General features: G+C 63.5%; 24 protein-coding genes. 15 read left to right on the top strand and 9 right to left on the bottom strand.

The features are described from left to right. On the top strand, positions 1-541 hold a 541-nt coding region (locus BG842_RS25645; RefSeq protein ID WP_175424300.1), incomplete at its 5' end, for an HAD hydrolase family protein. 4 nt (positions 542-545) lie between these two features. Here BG842_RS25645 and BG842_RS25650 read toward each other — a convergent pair. Then, entirely contained in the window at positions 546-1,190 is a 645-nt protein-coding gene (locus BG842_RS25650; protein ID WP_069452327.1) for a hypothetical protein, read from the bottom strand. A gap of 142 nt (positions 1,191-1,332) precedes the next feature. Next, positions 1,333-1,599 (bottom strand): MoaD/ThiS family protein, encoded by a 267-nt coding sequence (locus tag BG842_RS25655; protein WP_007979343.1) that lies wholly within the window; start codon positions 1,597-1,599, stop codon positions 1,333-1,335. 100 nt (positions 1,600-1,699) lie between these two features. On the opposite strand from BG842_RS25655, the gene BG842_RS25660 reads away from it, so the two are divergent. Next, a complete protein-coding gene (locus BG842_RS25660) occupies positions 1,700-2,614 on the top strand; it encodes a dihydrodipicolinate synthase family protein (RefSeq protein ID WP_069453001.1) in 915 nt (304 codons plus the stop codon). 106 nt (positions 2,615-2,720) lie between these two features. Beyond that, a complete protein-coding gene (locus BG842_RS25665; protein ID WP_069453002.1) occupies positions 2,721-3,575 on the top strand; it encodes a NosD domain-containing protein in 855 nt (284 codons plus the stop codon). On the opposite strand, the gene BG842_RS25670 is transcribed toward BG842_RS25665, so the two are convergent. After that, positions 3,559-4,683, bottom strand: a complete 1,125-nt coding sequence (locus BG842_RS25670) for a glycoside hydrolase family 5 protein (protein WP_254663491.1) — start codon at positions 4,681-4,683, stop codon at positions 3,559-3,561. The two genes, BG842_RS25665 and BG842_RS25670, sit on opposite strands and share 17 nt — an antisense overlap. Positions 4,684-4,989: 306 nt before the next feature. Here BG842_RS25670 and BG842_RS32640 point away from each other — a divergent pair, with 306 nt between their 5' ends. From BG842_RS32640 to BG842_RS25685, 4 genes are all read left to right on the top strand, one after another. Next, a complete protein-coding gene (locus BG842_RS32640) occupies positions 4,990-5,115 on the top strand; it encodes a hypothetical protein (RefSeq protein ID WP_256388577.1) in 126 nt (41 codons plus the stop codon). 50 nt (positions 5,116-5,165) lie between these two features. After that, the gene (locus BG842_RS25675) at positions 5,166-6,404 is read left to right on the top strand and encodes a mandelate racemase/muconate lactonizing enzyme family protein (protein WP_069453003.1); all 1,239 of its coding nucleotides are present in this window, start codon (positions 5,166-5,168) and stop codon (positions 6,402-6,404) included. Between the two features lie 303 nt (positions 6,405-6,707). After that, positions 6,708-8,381, top strand: a complete 1,674-nt coding sequence (locus BG842_RS25680) for a PQQ-binding-like beta-propeller repeat protein (protein ID WP_069453004.1) — start codon at positions 6,708-6,710, stop codon at positions 8,379-8,381. Between the two features lie 49 nt (positions 8,382-8,430). Next, entirely contained in the window at positions 8,431-8,934 is a 504-nt protein-coding gene (locus tag BG842_RS25685) for an NUDIX hydrolase (protein ID WP_069451732.1), read from the top strand. On the opposite strand, the gene BG842_RS25690 is transcribed toward BG842_RS25685, so the two are convergent. After that, on the bottom strand, positions 8,935-9,297 hold the full coding sequence (locus tag BG842_RS25690) for a hypothetical protein (RefSeq protein WP_069453005.1): 363 nt from the start codon (positions 9,295-9,297) through the stop codon (positions 8,935-8,937). Positions 9,298-9,373: 76 nt separating this feature from the next. Here BG842_RS25690 and BG842_RS25695 point away from each other — a divergent pair, with 76 nt between their 5' ends. Continuing rightward, positions 9,374-9,904 carry a hypothetical protein gene (locus BG842_RS25695; RefSeq protein ID WP_069453006.1) on the top strand — a complete coding sequence of 177 codons (531 nt, stop codon included), beginning with the start codon at positions 9,374-9,376 and terminating at the stop codon, positions 9,902-9,904. A gap of 53 nt (positions 9,905-9,957) precedes the next feature. Here the strand turns inward: BG842_RS25695 and BG842_RS25700 are convergent, their stop codons facing one another. Next, on the bottom strand, positions 9,958-10,746 hold the full coding sequence (locus BG842_RS25700) for a YihY/virulence factor BrkB family protein (protein WP_069453007.1): 789 nt from the start codon (positions 10,744-10,746) through the stop codon (positions 9,958-9,960). 131 nt (positions 10,747-10,877) lie between these two features. Between BG842_RS25700 and BG842_RS25705 the strand changes: the two genes are divergently transcribed. Further along, entirely contained in the window at positions 10,878-11,462 is a 585-nt protein-coding gene (locus BG842_RS25705) for a flavin reductase family protein (RefSeq protein ID WP_069453025.1), read from the top strand. Then, entirely contained in the window at positions 11,459-12,256 is a 798-nt protein-coding gene (locus BG842_RS25710; protein WP_069453008.1) for an aminoglycoside N(3)-acetyltransferase, read from the top strand. The genes BG842_RS25705 and BG842_RS25710 overlap by 4 nt, the downstream gene beginning before the upstream one ends. A gap of 1 nt (position 12,257) precedes the next feature. Here BG842_RS25710 and BG842_RS25715 read toward each other — a convergent pair whose 3' ends face one another. Next, positions 12,258-12,590, bottom strand: coding sequence for a 2Fe-2S iron-sulfur cluster-binding protein (locus BG842_RS25715; RefSeq protein WP_007979359.1), 333 nt, complete (start codon positions 12,588-12,590; stop codon positions 12,258-12,260). Positions 12,591-12,713: 123 nt separating this feature from the next. Between BG842_RS25715 and BG842_RS25720 the strand changes: the two genes are divergently transcribed. Continuing rightward, positions 12,714-14,081, top strand: coding sequence for a geranylgeranyl reductase family protein (locus tag BG842_RS25720; protein ID WP_007979360.1), 1,368 nt, complete (start codon positions 12,714-12,716; stop codon positions 14,079-14,081). Between the two features lie 172 nt (positions 14,082-14,253). Here the strand turns inward: BG842_RS25720 and BG842_RS25725 are convergent, their stop codons facing one another. Beyond that, entirely contained in the window at positions 14,254-14,571 is a 318-nt protein-coding gene (locus BG842_RS25725) for a HalOD1 output domain-containing protein (protein WP_069453009.1), read from the bottom strand. 172 nt (positions 14,572-14,743) lie between these two features. Continuing rightward, positions 14,744-16,027: an amidohydrolase gene (locus BG842_RS25730; RefSeq protein ID WP_069453010.1), complete on the bottom strand. Its 1,284-nt coding sequence runs from the start codon at positions 16,025-16,027 to the stop codon at positions 14,744-14,746. A 191-nt stretch (positions 16,028-16,218) separates the two neighbouring features. Between BG842_RS25730 and BG842_RS25735 the strand changes: the two genes are divergently transcribed. The 3 genes from BG842_RS25735 (at position 16,219) to BG842_RS25745 (ending at position 18,666) form a co-directional block, all read left to right on the top strand. After that, positions 16,219-17,790, top strand: coding sequence for a Na+/H+ antiporter NhaC family protein (locus BG842_RS25735; protein ID WP_069453011.1), 1,572 nt, complete (start codon positions 16,219-16,221; stop codon positions 17,788-17,790). Further along, positions 17,787-18,047: a hypothetical protein gene (locus BG842_RS25740; protein WP_069453012.1), complete on the top strand. Its 261-nt coding sequence runs from the start codon at positions 17,787-17,789 to the stop codon at positions 18,045-18,047. The genes BG842_RS25735 and BG842_RS25740 overlap by 4 nt, the downstream gene beginning before the upstream one ends. A gap of 172 nt (positions 18,048-18,219) precedes the next feature. Beyond that, a complete protein-coding gene (locus BG842_RS25745; protein ID WP_069453013.1) occupies positions 18,220-18,666 on the top strand; it encodes a hypothetical protein in 447 nt (148 codons plus the stop codon). A gap of 78 nt (positions 18,667-18,744) precedes the next feature. Here the strand turns inward: BG842_RS25745 and BG842_RS25750 are convergent, their stop codons facing one another. After that, the gene (locus BG842_RS25750; RefSeq protein WP_007979367.1) at positions 18,745-19,077 is read right to left on the bottom strand and encodes an uS10/mL48 family ribosomal protein; all 333 of its coding nucleotides are present in this window, start codon (positions 19,075-19,077) and stop codon (positions 18,745-18,747) included. A 192-nt stretch (positions 19,078-19,269) separates the two neighbouring features. Between BG842_RS25750 and BG842_RS25755 the strand changes: the two genes are divergently transcribed. Then, positions 19,270-19,698, top strand: a complete 429-nt coding sequence (locus BG842_RS25755) for a bis(5'-nucleosyl)-tetraphosphatase (protein ID WP_007979368.1) — start codon at positions 19,270-19,272, stop codon at positions 19,696-19,698. Positions 19,699-19,721: the final 23 nt, after the last annotated feature.

Below are 19,721 nucleotides of genomic sequence, written 5' to 3' on the forward strand. Positions count from 1 at the left end.
CGAGACGGGGAGCGCGAAGGCGGTGGAAGTCATCGACGACGCGCTGGTCTACCAACTCGACCTGCTCGGCGAGACGGTGGTCGAAGACGGAAGCGAGTGGGCGCGGACCTACTACGCCCACAGCGACCCCGAAATCCGCGGCGTGCTCGAAGCGCAAGGCGGAATGCCGGACGCGGACGTGGAAGCGATTCCGGAGGACGTGCGGGACACCTTCGACCGAATCGACGTGGCCTACTACGAGGGTGACGCCGCCGAAATCGGAAGCCGGGAGTTGAACAAGGTCGTCGGCGTGGAGGCCGCGTTGGACGTCCTCGGCGTGGACGACCCGTTCACGCTCGTCATGGGCGACAGCAAGAGCGACCTGCGCGTGATGCAGTGGGTGGACGAGAACGACTACGGCATCGGTGCCGCGCCGGAACACGCCTCCCGCGACGTGCTGGACCACGTGGTTCGCACCGACGAACTCATCTTCGACCGCGGAAAGGCGGGCGACGTGCTTCGGACGGTGTACGCGCTGAATCGGTTGGCGCGACTGGGGTGAGAACTCAGTCGTACCAGTACGCGATGCCGACGACGGAGAGCGGAACCGTCGCAAGCCAGAGGAGAATACGGATGGCGAACAGTTTGGGACCGAGGAACGGATGGGCCGGTCCGACGTGGGACGTTCGAAGATAGTAGTAGGTGCCACTCTCGCTGAGGAAGCGAAGGTGCCGAGGAATCTCCGACCGCGTGCGGACATGTCCCGTTCGAATCGCCGTCCGAAGTTTGGGACCCGTTCGACTGGTTGCAGAGTCCGGGTCGTACGTGACGTTCGCTAGTACGGTGGCGAACGAGACGTTCCGCGCCGTGAGTACGGTCGTTCCGTTTTCCACCTCGACGGTCGGTTCGTAAAATCCGTTTCTGGTCTGGATGTAGTCGTAGTCGGGCCACGAACGCGAGAAGTTAGCGCCGACCGAAACGCCGCCGTGTATCGCCGCGAATTCGAACCCGCAGGTGCGAGCGAGCCTCGGGGAGCAGTCTTGGACCGACGAGGAATGTCGAACGTAGTGGGTCGTGTGCGAGTGGTCCAACTCGACCGCCCGGTACTCGTATCGGAGACCGTTACCGTCGGGAACCAACCAGAGCGTGTTCGCCGCGAACGCCACCGCGAGGAGAACACAGAGCGCGCCGACCGCTCGGCGGCGGTTCACGGAATCACACTTCGCCGGAAGCTCATGACGGAGAGGTATCAGAATAGAGTATAAGTTTTCTGCTCGGGAGGACGAGAGAAGCGGAGAGAGGAAACGAAGAGAGAAACCGAGGTTCCGAGGTCGTGGGAAGCGTCGCGTCGAATCAGGCGTGGACCTGTACGCGAACGGTGTCGCCCGCTTCGACGGGACTGTGAACCGAGAGCGGTTCGTGGTCGGACTCGCGGACGAGGCTGGTGTCCGAGCGAAGGCCGAATCCGTCCACGATACCCGCGCGGACTTGCGGGCCGTAGCGCTCGCCGAGTTGTTCGACGACATCCTCGACGGTCGCCTCGTCGGGGACTGCCACGCGTGCGTCGCGGGTTCCGGTGCGCGCGACCATCGGGCCGGTGAGTTTGACTGTGACGTTCATACACACACCTTTGCACCCCCGGAACAAAAAGTTTACTCAGTCGCGAAAAACACCTGCCGAGACGAAACCGCTTATTGGGCCGGGGGACGAGCGTCCGAGTATGTCGCACGCACCAGAACCGGGGACGGACGACCCGCTCTCCCTGCACGGCGTCGTTCCGCCCACGATTACGGCGTTTCACGAAGACGAGTCGGTGAACTACGAAGCGACGGCGGCCCACGCGCGGTACGTCGTTGACGGCGGCGCACACGGCGTCTTCCCGCTCGGCACGAACGGCGAATTCCCCCTGCTGACCGGCGAGGAAAAGCGCGGCGTCGTCGAAGCGGTGGTCGAGTCGGTGGACGACGTGCCCGTCATCGCGGGCGTCGGCGCGCCGAGCACGTACGAGACCGTCGCGCACGCCGAACACGCGGAGTCGGTCGGTGCGGACGGCCTCGTCGTCGTCACGCCGTACTACTACCCGCTGGACCACGACGCGGCGGTCGAACACTATCGGCGGGTCTGTGAGGCCGTCGATTTGCCGGTGTACGTTTACCACATCCCGAGCAAGACCGGCAACTCGCTGTCGCTCGACACCCTCGACGACCTCGCCGAAATTCCGAACCTCGCCGGACTCAAGGATTCGAGCAAGGACGTGCCGTGGCTCGGGCAGGCCATCGACGCACACCCCGAACTCACGTTCCTCGCGGGGTCGGACTCCCTGCTCCTCCCCGGCCTCCAACTCGGCTGTACCGGCATGGTCAGCGCGGTTGCGAACGCCTTCCCCGAACTGGTCGTCTCGCTCTACGACGCATACGACGCGGGCGACGTGGAACGTGCCCGCGAACTGCAGAGCGACGTGTACGCGATTCGGGACGCCCTGAAGGGCGGGTCGTACATGGCGGGCGTGAAGACGACGCTCGACGTGCTCGATTTGGGCTTCTCCCCCGGCCCGCTCCGGAGTCCGCTCCGGAAGATGAACGAATCGGACCGCGCGGCGCTCGAATCCGACCTTCGCGCGCTCGACATGCTCTGATTGCCGACGCGTATGCTCCATTTCCGCGTCCTCACGCGACCGTTCCGACGAGTAGGATGCCCTTACGAGGATAGCGTATAACACGGGGGCCGTTGTGCGTGGGACCATGCTCTCCTCGCGCGTTCTCGTCGTCGGGTTGGTTTTCGTCTGTGTTGTCGGCGGTGTCGGCCACGTCGGCCGCCCGCCGGTCGCCAGCGCATCCGCCGCATCGACCACAACAACGGCACCCGCCGCACAGTCCGCCACGGCCGTCGATTCCTGTACGGCGATTACGAAATCCGGGCGCTACGTCCTCGCACGGGACGTTCACAACGGGAAGACGGCCATCTCGACCGGATGTATCAAAATCCGCGCGGACGACGTGGTGTTGGACGGCCGGGGACACATGCTGGACGGGTTCGGCGTCAGCGACACGAGCGGCGTTCACGTAGCGGGGGCGTCGAACGTGACGGTTCGAAACCTCCAAACGAAGGATTGGAATCGCGGAGTCTACGTACAGAACGCGGCCGCCGTGACGGTGCGCGACGTCGTTACCTACAACAACGCAATCGGAATCGACGTGACGGACTCGGACGCCACACTGGTGAACAACACCGTCAGGGACGGCCTCCGCGGCCTCGTCCTCGACGACGCGTGGGACGACGACCTACGGCGCAATCGAATCCACCACAACGAGGTTATCGACATCTACGCGCCGATGGCGCTGGTGAACGTCTTCGGCGTCCAACTCACCGTCGGACCGCCGCTCGACTTCGACGGCGACGGCCGCTACGAGGATGTGACCGGCAACGGGAAAGCCGGCGTCTGGGACGCCGTTTCGCTGCCGGTCGTCGCCGTGGCCGAGACGGTCGGCGTCGCCGACATCCCGGCACAGCAACGGTCCGCCCTCGACTTCGACGGCGACGGGAACTTCGACCACGGCGACGTGCTGGCCTACGCCGGACTCACGCCTTCTCGATGACCTTCTTCGCCCAGTCGGGCCACTCCTTGCGCTCCCGGCCGTTGAACGTGTCGTCGCCGGACATGGCTTTGAGGGCGCTCGCGTCTTCTTTGCTCCAAACAGCGCCGTCCTCGTGGAAGACGCCGTTCAGGATGCCGCGTTTGCGCTGGCTCAACATGTAGGCCGGTTTGAGCATGAGCGACCAGAAGAAGTTGCCGACGCCGGATTTCCGAATGACGGGCGCGAGCGAGGCGTAATCGGGGCCGCGCTGGGCCGCGGAGACGTCTTTCTGTCCCCATCCGAAGTTGGCGACGCGCTGCCACTCCGTCAACCAGACGGGTTTGCTGATGCTGTTGCGGAGTTCGTTCGCCTGCTGGAGCACGCCGCGGTAGATGTCCGTCGTGTTCGGGTAGTTGTAATGGAACTGCACCACGTCGATGCCCCAATCGTAGTAGTCGGTGGCGTTCGCAAAGCTCGTCGCGCCGATTGTCAGCGGCACCTCGCCGCGGCGCTCGCGGGTGTACTGAAACATTTCGCGGGCGAAACGCTTCTTCCACGGCCGCCAGCCCGGTTCGTTCATCACCTCGATGGCGAGCACTCGCTCGTCGTCCCGGTAGCGGTTCATGATCCACTCGACGAACCGCTTCGGTCCGTCCCATTCGTCGGGATTGCGCATCACGTGCTTGGCCGGGGACCAGACCGACGTGCCCGTCCACGGGTCTGTGTCGTAGAGGTTCTTCGGAACCGGGGGACGACCGACACCCTCGAAGACGCCGAGCAGAACGCGGATGCCGTGCGAGTCGGCGGTCGAGAGGAAGTGGTCGAGCGCCCGGCCGAACGACGCTCGGTCCTTGTGCCACGCCTCGTAGCTCAGCCACGTTCGAATCGCGTTGAGGTTCAGTCGGTCGGCGAACCCCATGTCGCGCTCCGTGACGCCGCGTTCGTAGGTGTGCCACATCTGGAAGGAGTTCATCGCGCGGGCGGGCAGATACATCGCTCCCCGAACGTCCACGGGGGGTCCACCATCGGCGACGCATCCGGCGAGAGAAACCGCAGATGTGACACCGGCGGCGAGGAACCCCGTCTCGTACACCGATGAGTCATGGAATCGCCGACAACGGCCGGGCACCTGAATGTAGTGGTGGTTATGCTGACATATTTCTACCCGTCCCATGGGGTCGCTCCCGGAACACCGACCGCGGGGAGCCACGGAGAATGGAACGAATCGCGAGGTCCGCGTTCGGTAACTTCGATGAACGTTTCGGGACGACCGTCTCGGTTAGTCGGTGTATAATCGACGGTAGAGACGGGAGTGGCGGTGATTCGGTGGATGGGTCGTCTGTCACCCAACGGAGAGGAACGGTGGGCCTATCACGGCGTGTAATCGGTTAACTGGTCAATAGTAAGGGCACGACGCGTCGAAGCGGCAAACGAGATGCCTGAACAGCAGACCGAGCCGCGGGTCGTCGGGTACTATCGACGCGGGCGATACGAACTTCGCGCGGAGGATTCCGTCCACGCGTGGATCAGCGCGGAAATGCCGGTCGACGTGCGCCAGTAATAACGGACGATACCATTTGAACTTTTACTACGGGCGGAGTACCCGCCGGTATGGGACGCGATTACTCGACACTGCACGACCCCAACGCAGAGTACACGATGCGCAATCTCTCCGGCGAAACGATGGGTGCGACGGCATCCCGCGGGAGCAAGCGTGACATCGAGATAACGGACGTACAGACGACGATGGTGGACGGCAACTTCCCGTGGACGCTCGTCCGCGTGTACACCGACGCCGGAATCGTCGGCACCGGCGAGGCCTACTGGGGTGCCGGTGTCCCCGAACTCATCGAGCGAATGAAGCCGTTCGTCATCGGCGAGAATCCGCTCGACATCGACCGACTGTTCGAACACCTCGTCCAAAAGATGTCCGGCGAGGGGTCCGTCGAGGGCGTTACCGTCACGGCCATCTCGGGCGTCGAAATCGCCCTGCACGACCTCGCGGGGAAAATCCTCGACATCCCGGCCTACCAACTCCTCGGCGGGAAGTACCGCGACCAAGTTCGCGTGTACTGCGACTGTCACACCGCCGACGAGGCGGACCCGGACGCCTGTGCCGACGAGGCCGAACGCGTCGTCGAGGAACTGGGCTACGACGCGCTCAAGTTCGACTTGGACGTTCCCTCGGGACTCGAAAAGGACCGCGCGAACCGCCACCTTCGCAACGGTGAAATCCGACACAAAGCGGAAATCGTGGAGAAGGTGACAGAGCGCGTGAAGGACCGCGCGGACGTGGCGTTCGACTGTCACTGGACGTTCTCGGCCGGAAGTGCGCAACGTCTCGCCAAGGCCATCGAGGACTTCGACGTCTGGTGGCTCGAAGACCCCGTTCCGCCGGAGAACCTCGAAGTTCAGGAGGAAGTGACAAAATCCACGACGACGCCCATCGCCGTCGGTGAAAATCGCTACCGCGTCACCGAGGAGCGCCGCCTCATCGAAAACCTCGCGGTGGACATCATCGCGCCCGACCTGCCGAAGGTCGGCGGCATGCGCGAAACCCGAAAAATCGCCGACGTGGCCAACCAGTACTACGTTCCGGTCGCCATGCACAACGTCTCGTCGCCGGTGGCGACGATGGCGAGCGCGCACGTGGGGTCCGCCATCCCGAACTCGCTGGCGGTCGAATACCACTCCTACCAACTCGGCTGGTGGGAGGACCTCGTGGAAGAGGACGTCATCGAGAACGGCTACATCACGGTGCCCGAGAAACCGGGGCTCGGCGTGACGCTCGACATGGACGCCGTGGAAGAGCACATGGTCGAAGGCGAGGAGTTGTTTGACGAGGCGTGAGCTTCGTCGAGCCAGTGAATCTCTGATTCACGCTGTTCGACGAAGCGTAACTTCGTCGAGCCAACAATTTTTTCGAGTCGTGGGGTATCACGTTCGACACCCACGGACACCCATTCGATCAGATATTTCCCAATTTTGAAGAAGTTTGGATTCGTCAAAATCGTGGGGTGAATCAGGCAGAGAGGAGAAATTTAGAAACGCACAGAGATTTTTGGACACATTCATACACTGTCAAAATTGGAAGTATTTTTAAACAGAATGTCTGCACAAAGTATATTCGATGGCAATACTTTCAAATGGAGCATGCACGCGACAAATCGGCGGGAGTTTCTGAAGGTGGCGGGGGTTCTGGGCGCGACCGTCGCCGTTGGCACCGAGTTCGCGACGAGCGCGGAGGGGTCCGGCGACACGGGAGGTTCGTGGGCGACGTACCGCGGCAACGCGGGGCGAACCGGTGCGACCGATAACGTCGGCCCGGGGGCGAACGTGACCACCGAGCGGTCGTTCGATATGGACGGCGGCATGCACACGTCCGAACCGGTCGTCGCGAACGGAACGGTGTACATGGCCGTGACGACGGCACACACGCCATCGACCAGTGCGGGCTACGTCGCCGCCTACGACCCGGACGCTGACGAAACCGTGTGGAAGCACGAGGGAGTTTCCCGGCCGGGAACGCCCACGGTCGGCGGTGGCACCGTCTACTTCGGGACGTACGGTTCCGAGGACGCCGACGGGGCTGGATTCTTCGCGCTCGACGCCGACACCGGCGAGACGAAGTGGCACAAACCCGTCTCGGACGGGTTGTCGAATCCGTTGGTTGCGGACGGGAACTTGTACGTCGGGGTGGCGGGTGGCGTCTCACGACTCGACGCTGAAACCGGCGATACCGTTTGGACGACCGACGGGGTTCAGGGAAGCGCGTGTTACGCGGACGGAACGCTCTTCTACACGGACGGAACCGCGCTGAACGCGGCTGACGGGTCCGTTCGCTGGGACGTCACCGAGGAAGGCGACGAACTGCAGGCCGTCGCGGATGGCGTGGTGTACGGCGTCGTGAACGAAAGCAGCGAGCACGCAATCAAAGCGCGGTCGGCCGACGACGGGACGCTCCAATGGTCGTCGTCGGTCAACATCGAGTACTACTGGCTCGGGGACCGCCTCACGGTCGCCAACGGGCGCGTGTTCTTCCGCGTCGGGAACACGATACTGGCGTTCGACGCGAAAAGCGGCGAAGAAGCGTGGACGACCGTGACGGACGCAGCGCTCGCGGGTGCCCTGTCGGTCGGGGGGGAAACGCTGTACGCCGGTGGCCGAGCGGACCCGGAGACGGAGACCGGAAACGCGGTCGTGCTGGCGCTGAACACGACGAGCGGGGACCTGGAGTGGCGACACGAGTTCGGAGGATGGGATTTCGACGAATACGGCCCGGCGGCCAACTCGCCCGTCGTCGTGGACGGGAAGGTGTACACCGCGACCTATCCGATGGGCTCGACGCTGGATTGGATGTACACGCAATACGGCGATTTCCACGTCCTCGGGAGCGACGACGGACCGGCCACTACGACCACCACGGAGGAGACGACTACCACGGAAGAAACGACCACTTCCGCCGAAACCACGACGACCACGAAGGAGACGACTACTACCGCCGAAACCACGACGAGCGAGAAAACGACCACAACCGCCAGCGAAATGACCACGACAAGTTCGACGACTTCGGAGACCACGACGACAACGACCACGACGACTTCGGGAACCACGACGCCGGGAACGACGACAACGACCACGACGACTTCGGGGTCACCGGGCGCAACCGAAACGACGGGAACGGGAGGGAATGGACAGCTCACCAGCACGACGACCGGAACGACGACCACCTCGGACGGACAGCCCGGATTCGGACTCCTCACCGCCCTCGGCGGCGTCGGCGGCGTCGGTGCGTACCTCCGGTCCAAAATCGAGCGCGAGGACTGACCCGACCGCATCCATCGAATTTTTGATAGACAGGGACGGATGGAACGGTGTGTCTCACGACGTTCCACCGGACACGCCGCGCGAGCAACAGACACTTTCGCTTCCCGAGTCGAAACTGGCGTCGCTTCAGGAGTGGGCGGTCGACGGCACCGGGTTGACAGCGGCGGCGCGGGTCCGCGACGCGGCGGGGCGAATCGCCCTCGTGAAGAATGGGTGGTCCGAGGGATGGATTCTCCCCGGTGGCGGGGTCGAACCGGGCGAAACACCGACGGAAGCCGCAAAACGCGAAGTGCGCGAGGAGACGGGATTGGATGCTACCATCGGCGCGCCGCTGGTCGTCCTCGACCAATCCTACGTCGCGGCGGCGGACGGGGAGGAACGGTTTTCGGCCCGGTACGTCGTGTACGCCGCTCGTTCGGAGGGAGACATTCCCGACGCGTCGCGGTTGGGCGTGCACGAGGGCGAGATTTCGGCGGCGGAGTGGTTCGAGCGACTGCCCGAGAACCTTCACGACGGCGACCTGCTTCGGCCGTATCTCCGGGACGAACCGTGATTACGCCCGCAACTGCTCGATAACCGTCTTCCTGAACGCCACCGCGACCGCACCGACCGCGAACAGCCACACCAGCACGATTTGGGCGAGCGTCGCGTTTCCGTCCGTCAGGCCCGTTCCGAGCAGGAAGTGAACGCCGATGGAGAGCAGGAAAACGAGGAACCCGAAGTGCCAGACCCCATCGACGTAGAGGTCGGGATTGTACGAGAGCAGGGCGTACGCGAGGAGAAGCGCGACGCCCAACGCGCCGAAAATCCCCGAGTTACCTCTCACATCGAGGGCGTCCGCCAACGGACCGACGAGGGTGGTGAGCGCCAGCGTCAGCGCGAACGTGAGGCTGAGAATCCGAGAGCCACTGACCATAGCACGGGTTGTCGGAGTCGAGGTATAAATGTAGCTACACCGAACATATATCTCGCCACCGACGAAACGAAGGAGAATGAGCGACGACCCGCGGTTTCGGGAGACACAGCGGTTCCGGCAAGGGTGGCTGTGGGCGTTTTTGCTCGTCACGAACGTTCCGATACTCTTCCTGCTGGGCGTCATGTTCGCCGACGAGTACGGCGGACTGACCCCCGAAGCGATACGGGTCGGGGGACTGACCCTACTCGCGCTCGTCCTGCCGTTGGTCCTGATTCATCGGGCCGTCCTCGTGACCGAGGTGCGGGACGACGGACTGTATCTGAAGTTCGTCCCGTTCCACCTCCGGTTTCGTCGGATTCCGTTCGAGGAGATCACGGCTGTCGAATCGACCGAGTACAGCGCCATGCGCGACTACGGCGGGTGGGGAATCCGGTGGGGTCTCTCGCTGACTCGACACGGGGTGGCGTGGAACGAGAGGGGGAAAGCGTACATCGTCGACGGAAGCGAGGGCGTGCGACTCGAACGCGACGGAGGGCGGCCGCTCCTCGTCGGGTCCGAACGCGCCGACGAACTACGCCGAGCGATAGAAGACGGGCGACGATACTGAAAGCCGTCCGTCGGCGCGGACGACACCGAAGCCGTACTGTTATGTGGCGAGCGTCAGACGGTCGCCGCACTCCGGTCGGCGACGACGAGGTTGACGACGGCCCCGACGAGCAGGAGGACGCCGGCGAAGTACAGCCACGTGAGAAAGACGATTATCACGCCGAGGATGCCGGTGAGCCCGTACTTTCCCGACCCGCCGAGGAAGTACTGGAACCCCGCTTGGAGCACCAGCCAGCCGAGGGCGGCGAAGAGCGTTCCGGGCAGCGCTTCCCGAAGCGACATCTTCACCGGGGGGAGGACGTAGTACAGCGGGAGGAAGACGAAGACGAGGCCCAACAGCAGGCCGGAACTGGCGATGGCACCAACGAACGGGATGCTCGTCACCAGCGACGACCCGAGGATGGTCCCGACGACGACCATCAGCGCGACCCCGAGCACCACCGCGACGAGCGTCGCGAGGCCCTTTTTCACCTGTTCGACGATACCCACGTCCGGGAACGTCTGGTACACCTCCTCGAAGGCGATGACGAGGCCGCGAAACAGTTTGAGGCTACTCCAGAGGAGGATAACGATACTCACGACCGACGCGCCCGCGGTTCCGGAGGTGTTCTGTACCGTGCGGTCGAGAACGGTCGCGCCCTCGTTCGAGAGAAATCGTCTGGAGGCGTCGATGAGAAGGTTCGAGAACTCCTGTCCGCCGACGAACGTCCCGACGGCCAACGCGAGCAAGACGAGCGGGAACAGGGAGACGAACGCGTAGTACGCGAAACTTGCCGCGAGGAACGTGACGTTGCGCTCGCGGACGATATCGACGACCGACCGTATCGACTCGGTGACGCTCATATCAGAGAATCGTGCTCTCACGTAATGGATGATTCGGCTGTATGAATGACGAATCAGGGTGCGGTCACCGACTTCCGGCAGGACCGACCGAACCCGAAATCCGTTTGGCAGCGCGCGCTATGTACCACGATATGGAGATAAATCCGGAGACGGTCGGTTCGCTGTACCGGACGTTGGCTGGTGCCGTCGTCCCGCGCCCCATCGCGTGGGTGAGCACCCGGAGTTCCGACGGCGTGGACAACCTCGCGCCGTACAGCTTTTTTAACGTGGTCAGCGTCGCCCCGCCGGTCGTGATGTTCTCGCCGGTGGACGGCGAGGACGGCCTGAAGGACACGCCGACGAACGTGCGGGAGACGGAGGAGTTCGTCGTCAACATCGTCACCGAACCGCTCGCCGAGGCGATGAACGAAACCAGCGCGACGCTCCCGCACGGCGAAAGCGAGTTCGACCGCGCCGGACTGGAGCGCGCGGAATCGACTGCGGTGGACGCGCCGCGCGTCGCCGATTCGCCGGTCGCCTTCGAGTGTTCGCTGTACGACATGGTGGACATCGGCGCGTCCACGATGGTGCTCGGCGAAGTCGAATGGGTCCACGTGGACGACGACGTGACCACGGACGGAAAGCTCGACGTGAACAAAATCGACGCCGTGGGCCGTCTCGCCGGGAGTCTCTACGCACGAACGGACGAGCGATTCTCGCTGGAGCGCCCGCCATGACCGAGGGGGATGCAGTCGAGCGAACCCCGGAGCCGATAACGACCGATCGATTGGAAGCCGACCTCCGCGACCTCGGCCTGTCGGCGGGCGATACCGTCCTCGTCCACTCGTCGCTCTCCGCGCTCGGATGGGTATCCGGCGGCGCACCGGCGGCCGTGGACGCGCTCATGGCCGTCGTCACCGAGGAGGGGACGCTCGCCATGCCGACCCACTCCTCGCAGCTATCGGACCCGACACACTGGGAGAACCCACCCGTTCCCGACGAGTGGGTGGAGCAAATCAAGGAAACGTCGCCGCCGTTCCGACCGGACCTCACGCCGACGCGCGGCATGGGTGCAATCGCGGACTGCTTTCGGGACTATCCCGGCGTCGTCCGAAGCCGCCACCCAACGACGTCCTTCGCGGCGTGGGGTGCGGACGCCGACGGCGTGGTCGCGGACCACGCCTACGACTCGCCGCTCGGCGAACGGTCGCCGCTCGCGCGCCTCGACGAACTGGACGCGCGGGTGCTTCGCCTCGGCGTGGACGCGAACACGTCGCTCCATCTGGCGGAGTACCGCGCCGACTACGACAAATCGTTCGAGATGAACGGCGGTCCGGTGCTAGAAGACGGCGAACGTCGGTGGGTGACGTTCGAGGAACCGGAAAGCGAAGACGACTTCCGGGACGTCGAGGCGGCGTTCGAGGAGGACCACGAGGTGCGCCGCGGGCGCGTCGGCGAGGCGGACGCGACGCTGCTGTCACAGCGGGAACTGGTCGAGTTCGGGGCGAAGTGGATGGAAGCGAACAGGTAGCTCAGTCGTCCGCCGCCGCGGCGGATTCGTCCATGGCTTCCGCGTCGGCTTCGATGCTCGGCGGATACTTCCCGCGGTCGAGTTTCAGGTCGCTCTGCGGGCGGGCCATGCAGGTGAGCGCGTAGTGTTCGGATTCCTCTTCGGTCAGACCGCGAGCGGCGGGTTGGGTCACGTCGCCCTCGACGATTTCCGCCGAGCAGGCGAGACACATGCCGACGCGACAGGAGTACTCCTGTGCGATGCCCTCCTCGATGCAGGCGTTGAGGATGGTCTGTTTGTCCGAAACCTGGATGGATTCGCCGGTCCCGACGAACTCGACGGTGTACTCGGTCATACCCCGGCGTACGAAACAACTCGGCAAAACTCTTTATGCACGCCGTCGTGCATTTAGCGTCCTCCCTTGAAGGACACAATAGGGGATAAAGAGTTTTCTCGCTTCCCTCTCGTAGCGAAACGCATGAGCGAACAGTACGATATGGTCGTCGTCGGTGCGGGGACGTCGGGGTGCTACGCCGCGGCGACCGTGGCCCGCGAGGGGTACGACGTGGCGGTCGTCGAGCGGAAGACGGAGGAAGAAGCGGGCCACATCGCGTGTGGTGACGCCCTGAAGGGGGCCGACGCCTTCCCCGAGGCGATTCCCAAGGAGAAGCTACAACCGGCGTTCACCAACACGGGCGTGGACCACGGGCGGTTCGAGATTCCGCGGGAGGACACAGTGCTCGAAATCCCCATCCCCGGCGAACTCGCCGTCATCGACCGATGGGAGTACGGACGGCGCATCATTCAGGGCGCGAAGGACGCGGGTGCGGAGTTCCACTACGATACGGTCGTCCAAGACGTGACGCAGAACGACGACGGACGTGTCACGGGCGTTCGAGCCATCCACAAGGGCGACGTCGTGGAGTACGAATCCGACCTGCTCATCGACGCCGCGGGGGCGCTCTCGCTGTTGCAGGACAAGACCGACTTCTCGGGGACGACGTTCGACACCAACGTCACCTACTCGCAGTTCTGTTCGGCCTACCGCGAAATCATCCACGTCGACGAACCGGTCGAGTGGGACGACGCCCTCGTGTTCAAACCGACCGACCGCGCCGCGGGCTACCTCTGGTACTTCCCGCGCACCAGCACCGAAATCAACGCCGGGCTGGGCTTCCAGATGAACGAAGAGCCGATGGAACTCGTGGACGACCTGAAACACGACCTCCGCAACCGGGCCGAGTTCGACGGAGCGACCGTCGAGGACAAACTCGGCGCGGCGCTTCCGACCCGTCGCCCCTACGATTCGGCCGTCGCGCCCGGCTTCATGGCCGTCGGCGACGCCGCCGGACACGTCAACCCGACCACCGGCGGTGGCATCGCGGGCGCGGCGTACGCGGGCAAGTACGCGGGGGAGCAGGCCATCGAGGCCCTCGAAACCGGCGACGCGAGCGAGCACGCGCTGTGGGAGTACAACCGACGCGTCATGGACCACTTCGGCGCGCGATACGCCGGTCTGGACATCTACAACATCTTCACGACCGCCGTGGACGTGGACGACCTGATGGGGATGCTCGGCGCGCTTCCCGCCGAAAAGCTCTCCGAGGCGCTGTACTCGGGAAGCGCCAACATCGGCCTCCGTCTCAAACTGCAGACGGCGCTCGATGCGCGCGACCACTGGCGACTCGTCTACGATCTCTATAAGACGAAGAAGCTGGCCGACGAGGTTCTCGACCACTACGACCACTACCCGACGGACCCGCGCGGACTCGCCGCGTGGCAGGACGTGCGCGACGACCTGATGGACGAGGTGTACGCGACCACCGGTGCGGCGCCGAAATACTGAACCCGGTCACCGGTCCGATTCGTACTCTATGACGCGGTAGTATTGTTCGGTGTATAAAAGACTGCATACGGATACGCCACCGCGACGCCGCAAAGGTAAGTCATGACATAGCATGGTCGGGAGGATGAAAAGTCGAGGGGAACGGCAACGAACGGAAAAAAGAGGAGAGTCGTTATTCCAGTTCCCGAATAACAATCTCACCGTAGCTCTGGACGGTCACTTCGTAGTCGAGGATGGTGAAGACGACTTTTCCCCCCGTTCGAGGCGACCCGTCGTGTTTGTCGCTAAATAGATTGTCGAGCGCGTCGGGGTCGATCACGTCGTATAGCGGTACCCCGATGTTGCTGGGGTCTCCCCCGGTAATATCCGTAAGTGCCATGACGACCGCGGTACTGAGTTGTTCCCCGTCGGCGTAGATAGTGTACTGGTTCGTCTGCGCTGAACTCGTGATAACTGCACCGTCGTTGCTGTCGTTGATGTTCCCGTTCATAGGTTGTACCTCTCGAACACTGCAATACTGTTCGAATCTACTTAGACGGTTGTCTCGGGTGCTTATAAAAATTACCGTGTCCAATTGAAACAGTTGGTGGAACGTAACCACAGTCTGAGGAACAGGTATCGGCAGCGTGGAAATCCGAACACTATCGTCGTTGTTGCACCAACTACGGACGTTGCTGTGCGATTTCGGTGATAGATGTCGAAAGGAGGTCTACGCCGATTTGGAGGCTGTCCTCGTCCACGTCGAAGGTCGCGGTGTGGTGACCGCCGGGGTGGTCGGTTCCGACGCCGACGTAGGCCGCGAGACCGCCGTTCCCTTGGACCTCCTGCATCAGATACGTGGCGTCCTCGCTCCCGCCGAGCGTGTCGCGGCGAATCGGGTTCTCGACGCCGCTCGTGTTCAGGGACACGTCGTGGACGATTTCGACCAATCCCTCGTCGCTCTCGGCGCTCGGCGCTTCCCCTTCCGCGCTCAGTTCGACCGAGCAACCGTGCATCGCCGCCGCGTTTTCGAGGACGCGCTCCGCACGCTCTTTCATGTAGTCCTTGAGTTCGGTCGTCTCGCCGCGGACCTCGCCGTCGATGAACGCCTGCTCCGGGATGATGTTCGTGGCCGTCCCGCCGCCGACCTGCCCCGCGTTGATGCGCGTCGGACCGTCCTCGTGGCGCGGGATGGCGTAGAGGTTCTGGATGGCCGTCGCCATCGCCTGAATCGCGTTCTCGCCCGCGTTCGGCTGACCGCCAGCGTGGGCTGGCTGGCCGGTGAACTCCGCGAGGAAGTGGTCCACCGCGAGGAATCCATCGACGCCCGCGACCACCTCGCCGGTCGGGTGTTCGAGGCCGATGTGAACCGCGAGGAGGTAGTCCACGTCGTCCAGATGGCCGCTCTTGGCCATCGGCTTGCCACCGGCGACCATCTCCTCGCCGGGCTGGAAGAGGACCTTGAACGTCCCCTCGAAGTCGCTGTCCTTGATGGCTTCCAAGACGCCGATTCCCATCGTGATGTGCGAGTCGTGCCCGCACGCGTGCATCGCGCCCGCGTGCTCGGAGCGGAACCCTTCCGCGGCGGGAACGTGGTCCTCGTCGGTCGATTCCTCACGGAGCAGGCCGTCGATGTCCACGCGGAGGGCGACGGTCGGACCCTCGCCGCGGTCGAGCACCGCGATAGCGCCCGTGTTGCCGCCGTCGAGTCGTTCGAGAACGTCCTCGCGTGCACCCGCTTCGCGCGCCTGTTCGTACCACGTTTCGAGTTCGTCGTCGTCCGGGACCGACATGCGCTCTTCCTGTGCGAGCACCTCGGGACCGACGTACAGTTCGTCCACGCCGATGGATTCGAGTTCGTCTACGATTCGAGCGGTGGTGTAGAACTCGCGCCACGCCGGTTCCGGGTGGCGGTGGAGGTCACGTCGAAGCGAGACGAGTCTATCGCGGCTGGTCTGTTGACTCATGGCAAGGTGGACGGCGGGTGGGGCCTTAAATACTCGAAAAGCGGCCAGCCGTCGAATTTCGTTCTTAGACTCGCGCGCAGAATTGAAAATTTAGTGACTGTTTTGCACAGAAACGCCGCGGTCTGTCAATTTTTGCGGACTACTTTTATACCATCGCGGTTGCTTGACACAGGGTGTCAGAGGTAATATGAATGAGTTCGCCAACTGACGAGCGTGACGAAGAAGTCGAAGAGGAGTTAGCGCAAGCAGAACACGCACGACACGAGTCTCGCATCGAGTTCTACGGCGGGACGGCGATGAGCGCGCTACCCATCGGCTTGTTCATCGTCTGGGCCGTGTTCCAGAGCGGTTTCCTCGGCGTCGGGAGCACCTCGGGCCTCGTCGTGGGGATGCTCGTCTCGCTTATCATCGGGATGTTCTTCGCAAAGGGCGACTGGAAAACCTACGCCAACACCATCTTCGAGGGGATGACCCAGCGCGTGGCGGCGACGGCCATCGTCGCGTGGCTCTGGGCGGGCATGTTCGCGCAAGTGTTACAGGACGGCGGGTTCGTCCAAGGACTCGTCTGGGCCGCGGACGCGTTGCACGTCGGCGCGTCGCTGTTCCCGGCGGCGACGTTCATCCTCGCCGCGCTGTTGGCGACGGGCATCGGCACGGGGTACGGGACGACCATCGCGTTCACCGGCCTGTTCTTCCCGGCCGGTCTCGTCGTCGGCGCGAACCCGGTGTTGATGTTCGGCGCGATACTGTCGGGCGCGGTGTTCGGCGACAACCTCGCACCGGTCAGCGACACGACCATCGTGAGCGCTGTGACGCAGGATTCGGACATCGGCGGCGTCGTCGCTTCCCGGTTCAAGTACGCGCTCACCGCGGCGGTGTTCGCGCTGGTCGGCTACGTCGTCGCCGGGATGATGATGGACGGGGCGAATATCGCCGCCGACGTCTCGTTGGACAGCAACCCCATCGGCCTCATCCACCTCGTCTCGATGGGCATCGTCATCGTGACGGCCATCTCGGGTCGTCACATCGTCGAGGCGATTTCGTGGGGACTCGTGTTCGCGGTCATCGTCAACGTCGCCACCGGCCTCGCGCCGATTCAGAAGATGTTGGTGTTCTACGCACCGAACAACGGTCCGCTCGCGAGCACCTTCGGCTTCCTGCCGTTCGTGCAGACCGTCGCGGTGAACGCCGACAACGCGGGGACGGTCGGCGGTAGCCTCTACAGCGGCGCGTCCGGGTTCTTCCCGCTCATCGTCTTGACCCTGCTCATCGTCGCGGGTGCACAGATAATGATTCGGGGCGGCGGGTTCGAGGCGCTCCAGAACTGGCTATTGAACGTCGTCGCGACGAACGTCCGACGTGCGGAGACCACGATGGTCCTCGGCACGGCGGGCGTCAACGCGATGATAACCATCAACACCGCCGCGGAAATCGCCATCGCACCCTACGTCGCCCGCATCGGCAAGCGGTTCAACGTCAACGGCTACCGCCGAGCGAACATCCTCGACGCCAATAGCTCCGCGATGGGCTACATCTTCCCGTGGGGCGGCGGCGTCTTGGTCGGCTACGCCACGATGATTCAACTCGTGAGTAGCGACCAGTTCGGCTGGTTCACCCGGTCGATGGTCGTCAACCCCGCGGAGGTTTGGCCGTTCGTCTTCCACGGCTGGTTCCTGTTCGGCGTGTTCCTGATATCGGCCCTGACCGGGTTCGGACTGGAGTACGTTTCCGACCGTCGCGCCGAGGAGGTGGCGCGGGTATGAGCCTCCTCGACAAGTATCTCGCCGGGTGGTCGTTCCGGACGAACAAGCCCGAGTTCGAGGCGGGCGAGGAGATAGACGTCTACCTCACCGGCCACCGTAACGGGACCGCGACCGCACGTGTCGGCGACACCATCCTTCACGTCGAGGGTGCGCCGACGAACGCCGTCGACGAGCGCGTCCGACTTCGCGTCGAGGAGTTCGACGCGAACGAGCACGTCGGACGGGCGTCCTTCGTCGAAGCGCTCGACGGGGAGTAGTCACGGTCCGCGGTTCGACGAACGTCGGTCGCGTCAGGATGTCTGTTGCACCGGGACGTCGGCCGCGACGAGGAGTCAGTTACGTCGGGTTACCCCGTAACCCGCCGCTTACGTCCGCTTTATCCCCGCGAGACGCCTCCTTACGAGTGCGTACCACGGGGGGTACGGAACGATGGAATCGAACGATGCTATAGAACTCCCGAACCCGAGCGATTCGCGTCGGGAGTTCATGAAGAAAGGACTGCTCGCGGCGGGTGCGGTCGGACTCGGCGTTGCAGGGGTGGGGACAGTGGCAGCACAGGACGGGCGGGAAGTACTAGTGTACTTCGACGACTACGTGGCGGACGCGCGGTTCCGCGTCGTCTCGCTGCTCCCGGCGTCGATAACCGTGCGGATGCTCTCCCTCCCCGGCGGCGGTGAGGCGGCCGAAATATCGCAACCGGACGACTACAACGGCTACGCGATTCGGTACGACAGAGGAACCGGAAGCGTCGCCGGTGCCTCCTACGTGTTCACCAAAGAGACGCTACGGGAACGGACGAGATACGAATTCGCGCGGGACGCGACGGTGTTCAGCAGCCGTCTCGGACTTCTCGACACGACCGTCAGTCGGCCATGAAAACTGACGGTCGTGAACCGAGCGGTCGCTGAACCACGTGTTTTTCGAATTCCGGAAGAGAGAAGAAACGAGCGGCGGTCAGGCTTTCCCCATGCCCTGAATCTGTTCGAGTTCGACCTCGACGCGGATTCCCGGCGGGAAGTCCATCTGGGCGACGCGGCGGGAGACGTCGTTGTGCCCGACGATCTCCAGCCGTCGGGTGTAGACGGTGTAATCCCAGCTTCGGAACTGTCGCCCTTCGTCGCCGGAGAGCGTCTTGTACTGTGGCACGCGGTGTCGTTCCGGCGGGTCCGAATGCGGTCCGCGAAGGTCGGCCCCTTTCCGTCCGGCCAGCGAGCGAATGTCGGATACCACGCTGTCGAGAACGGGACGGTTCCCGCTCTGGAGTAGTATTTTCGTGATGAAGGTCATGGCTAGCTCTGTAGGCAGTACACAATCCTTCTACGTAAAACGTCTGCTTCCGGCCCGAGGGATTACTCCGCAGGCGATTCGACATTCACCAACGAACTATCACGAGGAATTCAAAACGGAGCGGGCTGGTGGTACGAAAACGCCCGTATTGGTTCGACATTCCTTTAATGGCTAACCTCGTAACTGAACACAATGGCAGTTAACGCTACGAGCGCGGGTGCGATCCTGTTCAGGGATACCCGCGGTCGACGAGAATACCTCCTCCTCAAAAGCCGACCGGGCGATTGGGAGTTCCCGAAAGGCGGCGTGGAGGGCGACGAAGAGCTACAGCAAACGGCGATACGGGAGGTGAAAGAGGAGGCCGGAATCGAAGACTTTCGGCTCCTCGACGGCTTCCGCGACGACTACAGTTACGTCTTCGAAGCGAACGGGACGACGATTCACAAGACCGTCCACCTGTTCATCGCGAAATCGTACGAGGCCAGCGCGGAACTCTCGACCGAACACCGGGACCTGCAGTGGCGCGACTACGAGCAGGCGATAAACACCATCACGCAGGACGGACCGCGCGACATCCTCCGGGATGCGGACGAGTTCCTCGACGAGTACGAAGAGGCCTGAGCGAAGAAAACGAACCGCGGATT

Source organism: Haladaptatus sp. W1 (assembly GCF_001723155.1).
In the GTDB taxonomy this organism is placed as follows: domain Archaea; phylum Halobacteriota; class Halobacteria; order Halobacteriales; family Haladaptataceae; genus Haladaptatus; species Haladaptatus paucihalophilus.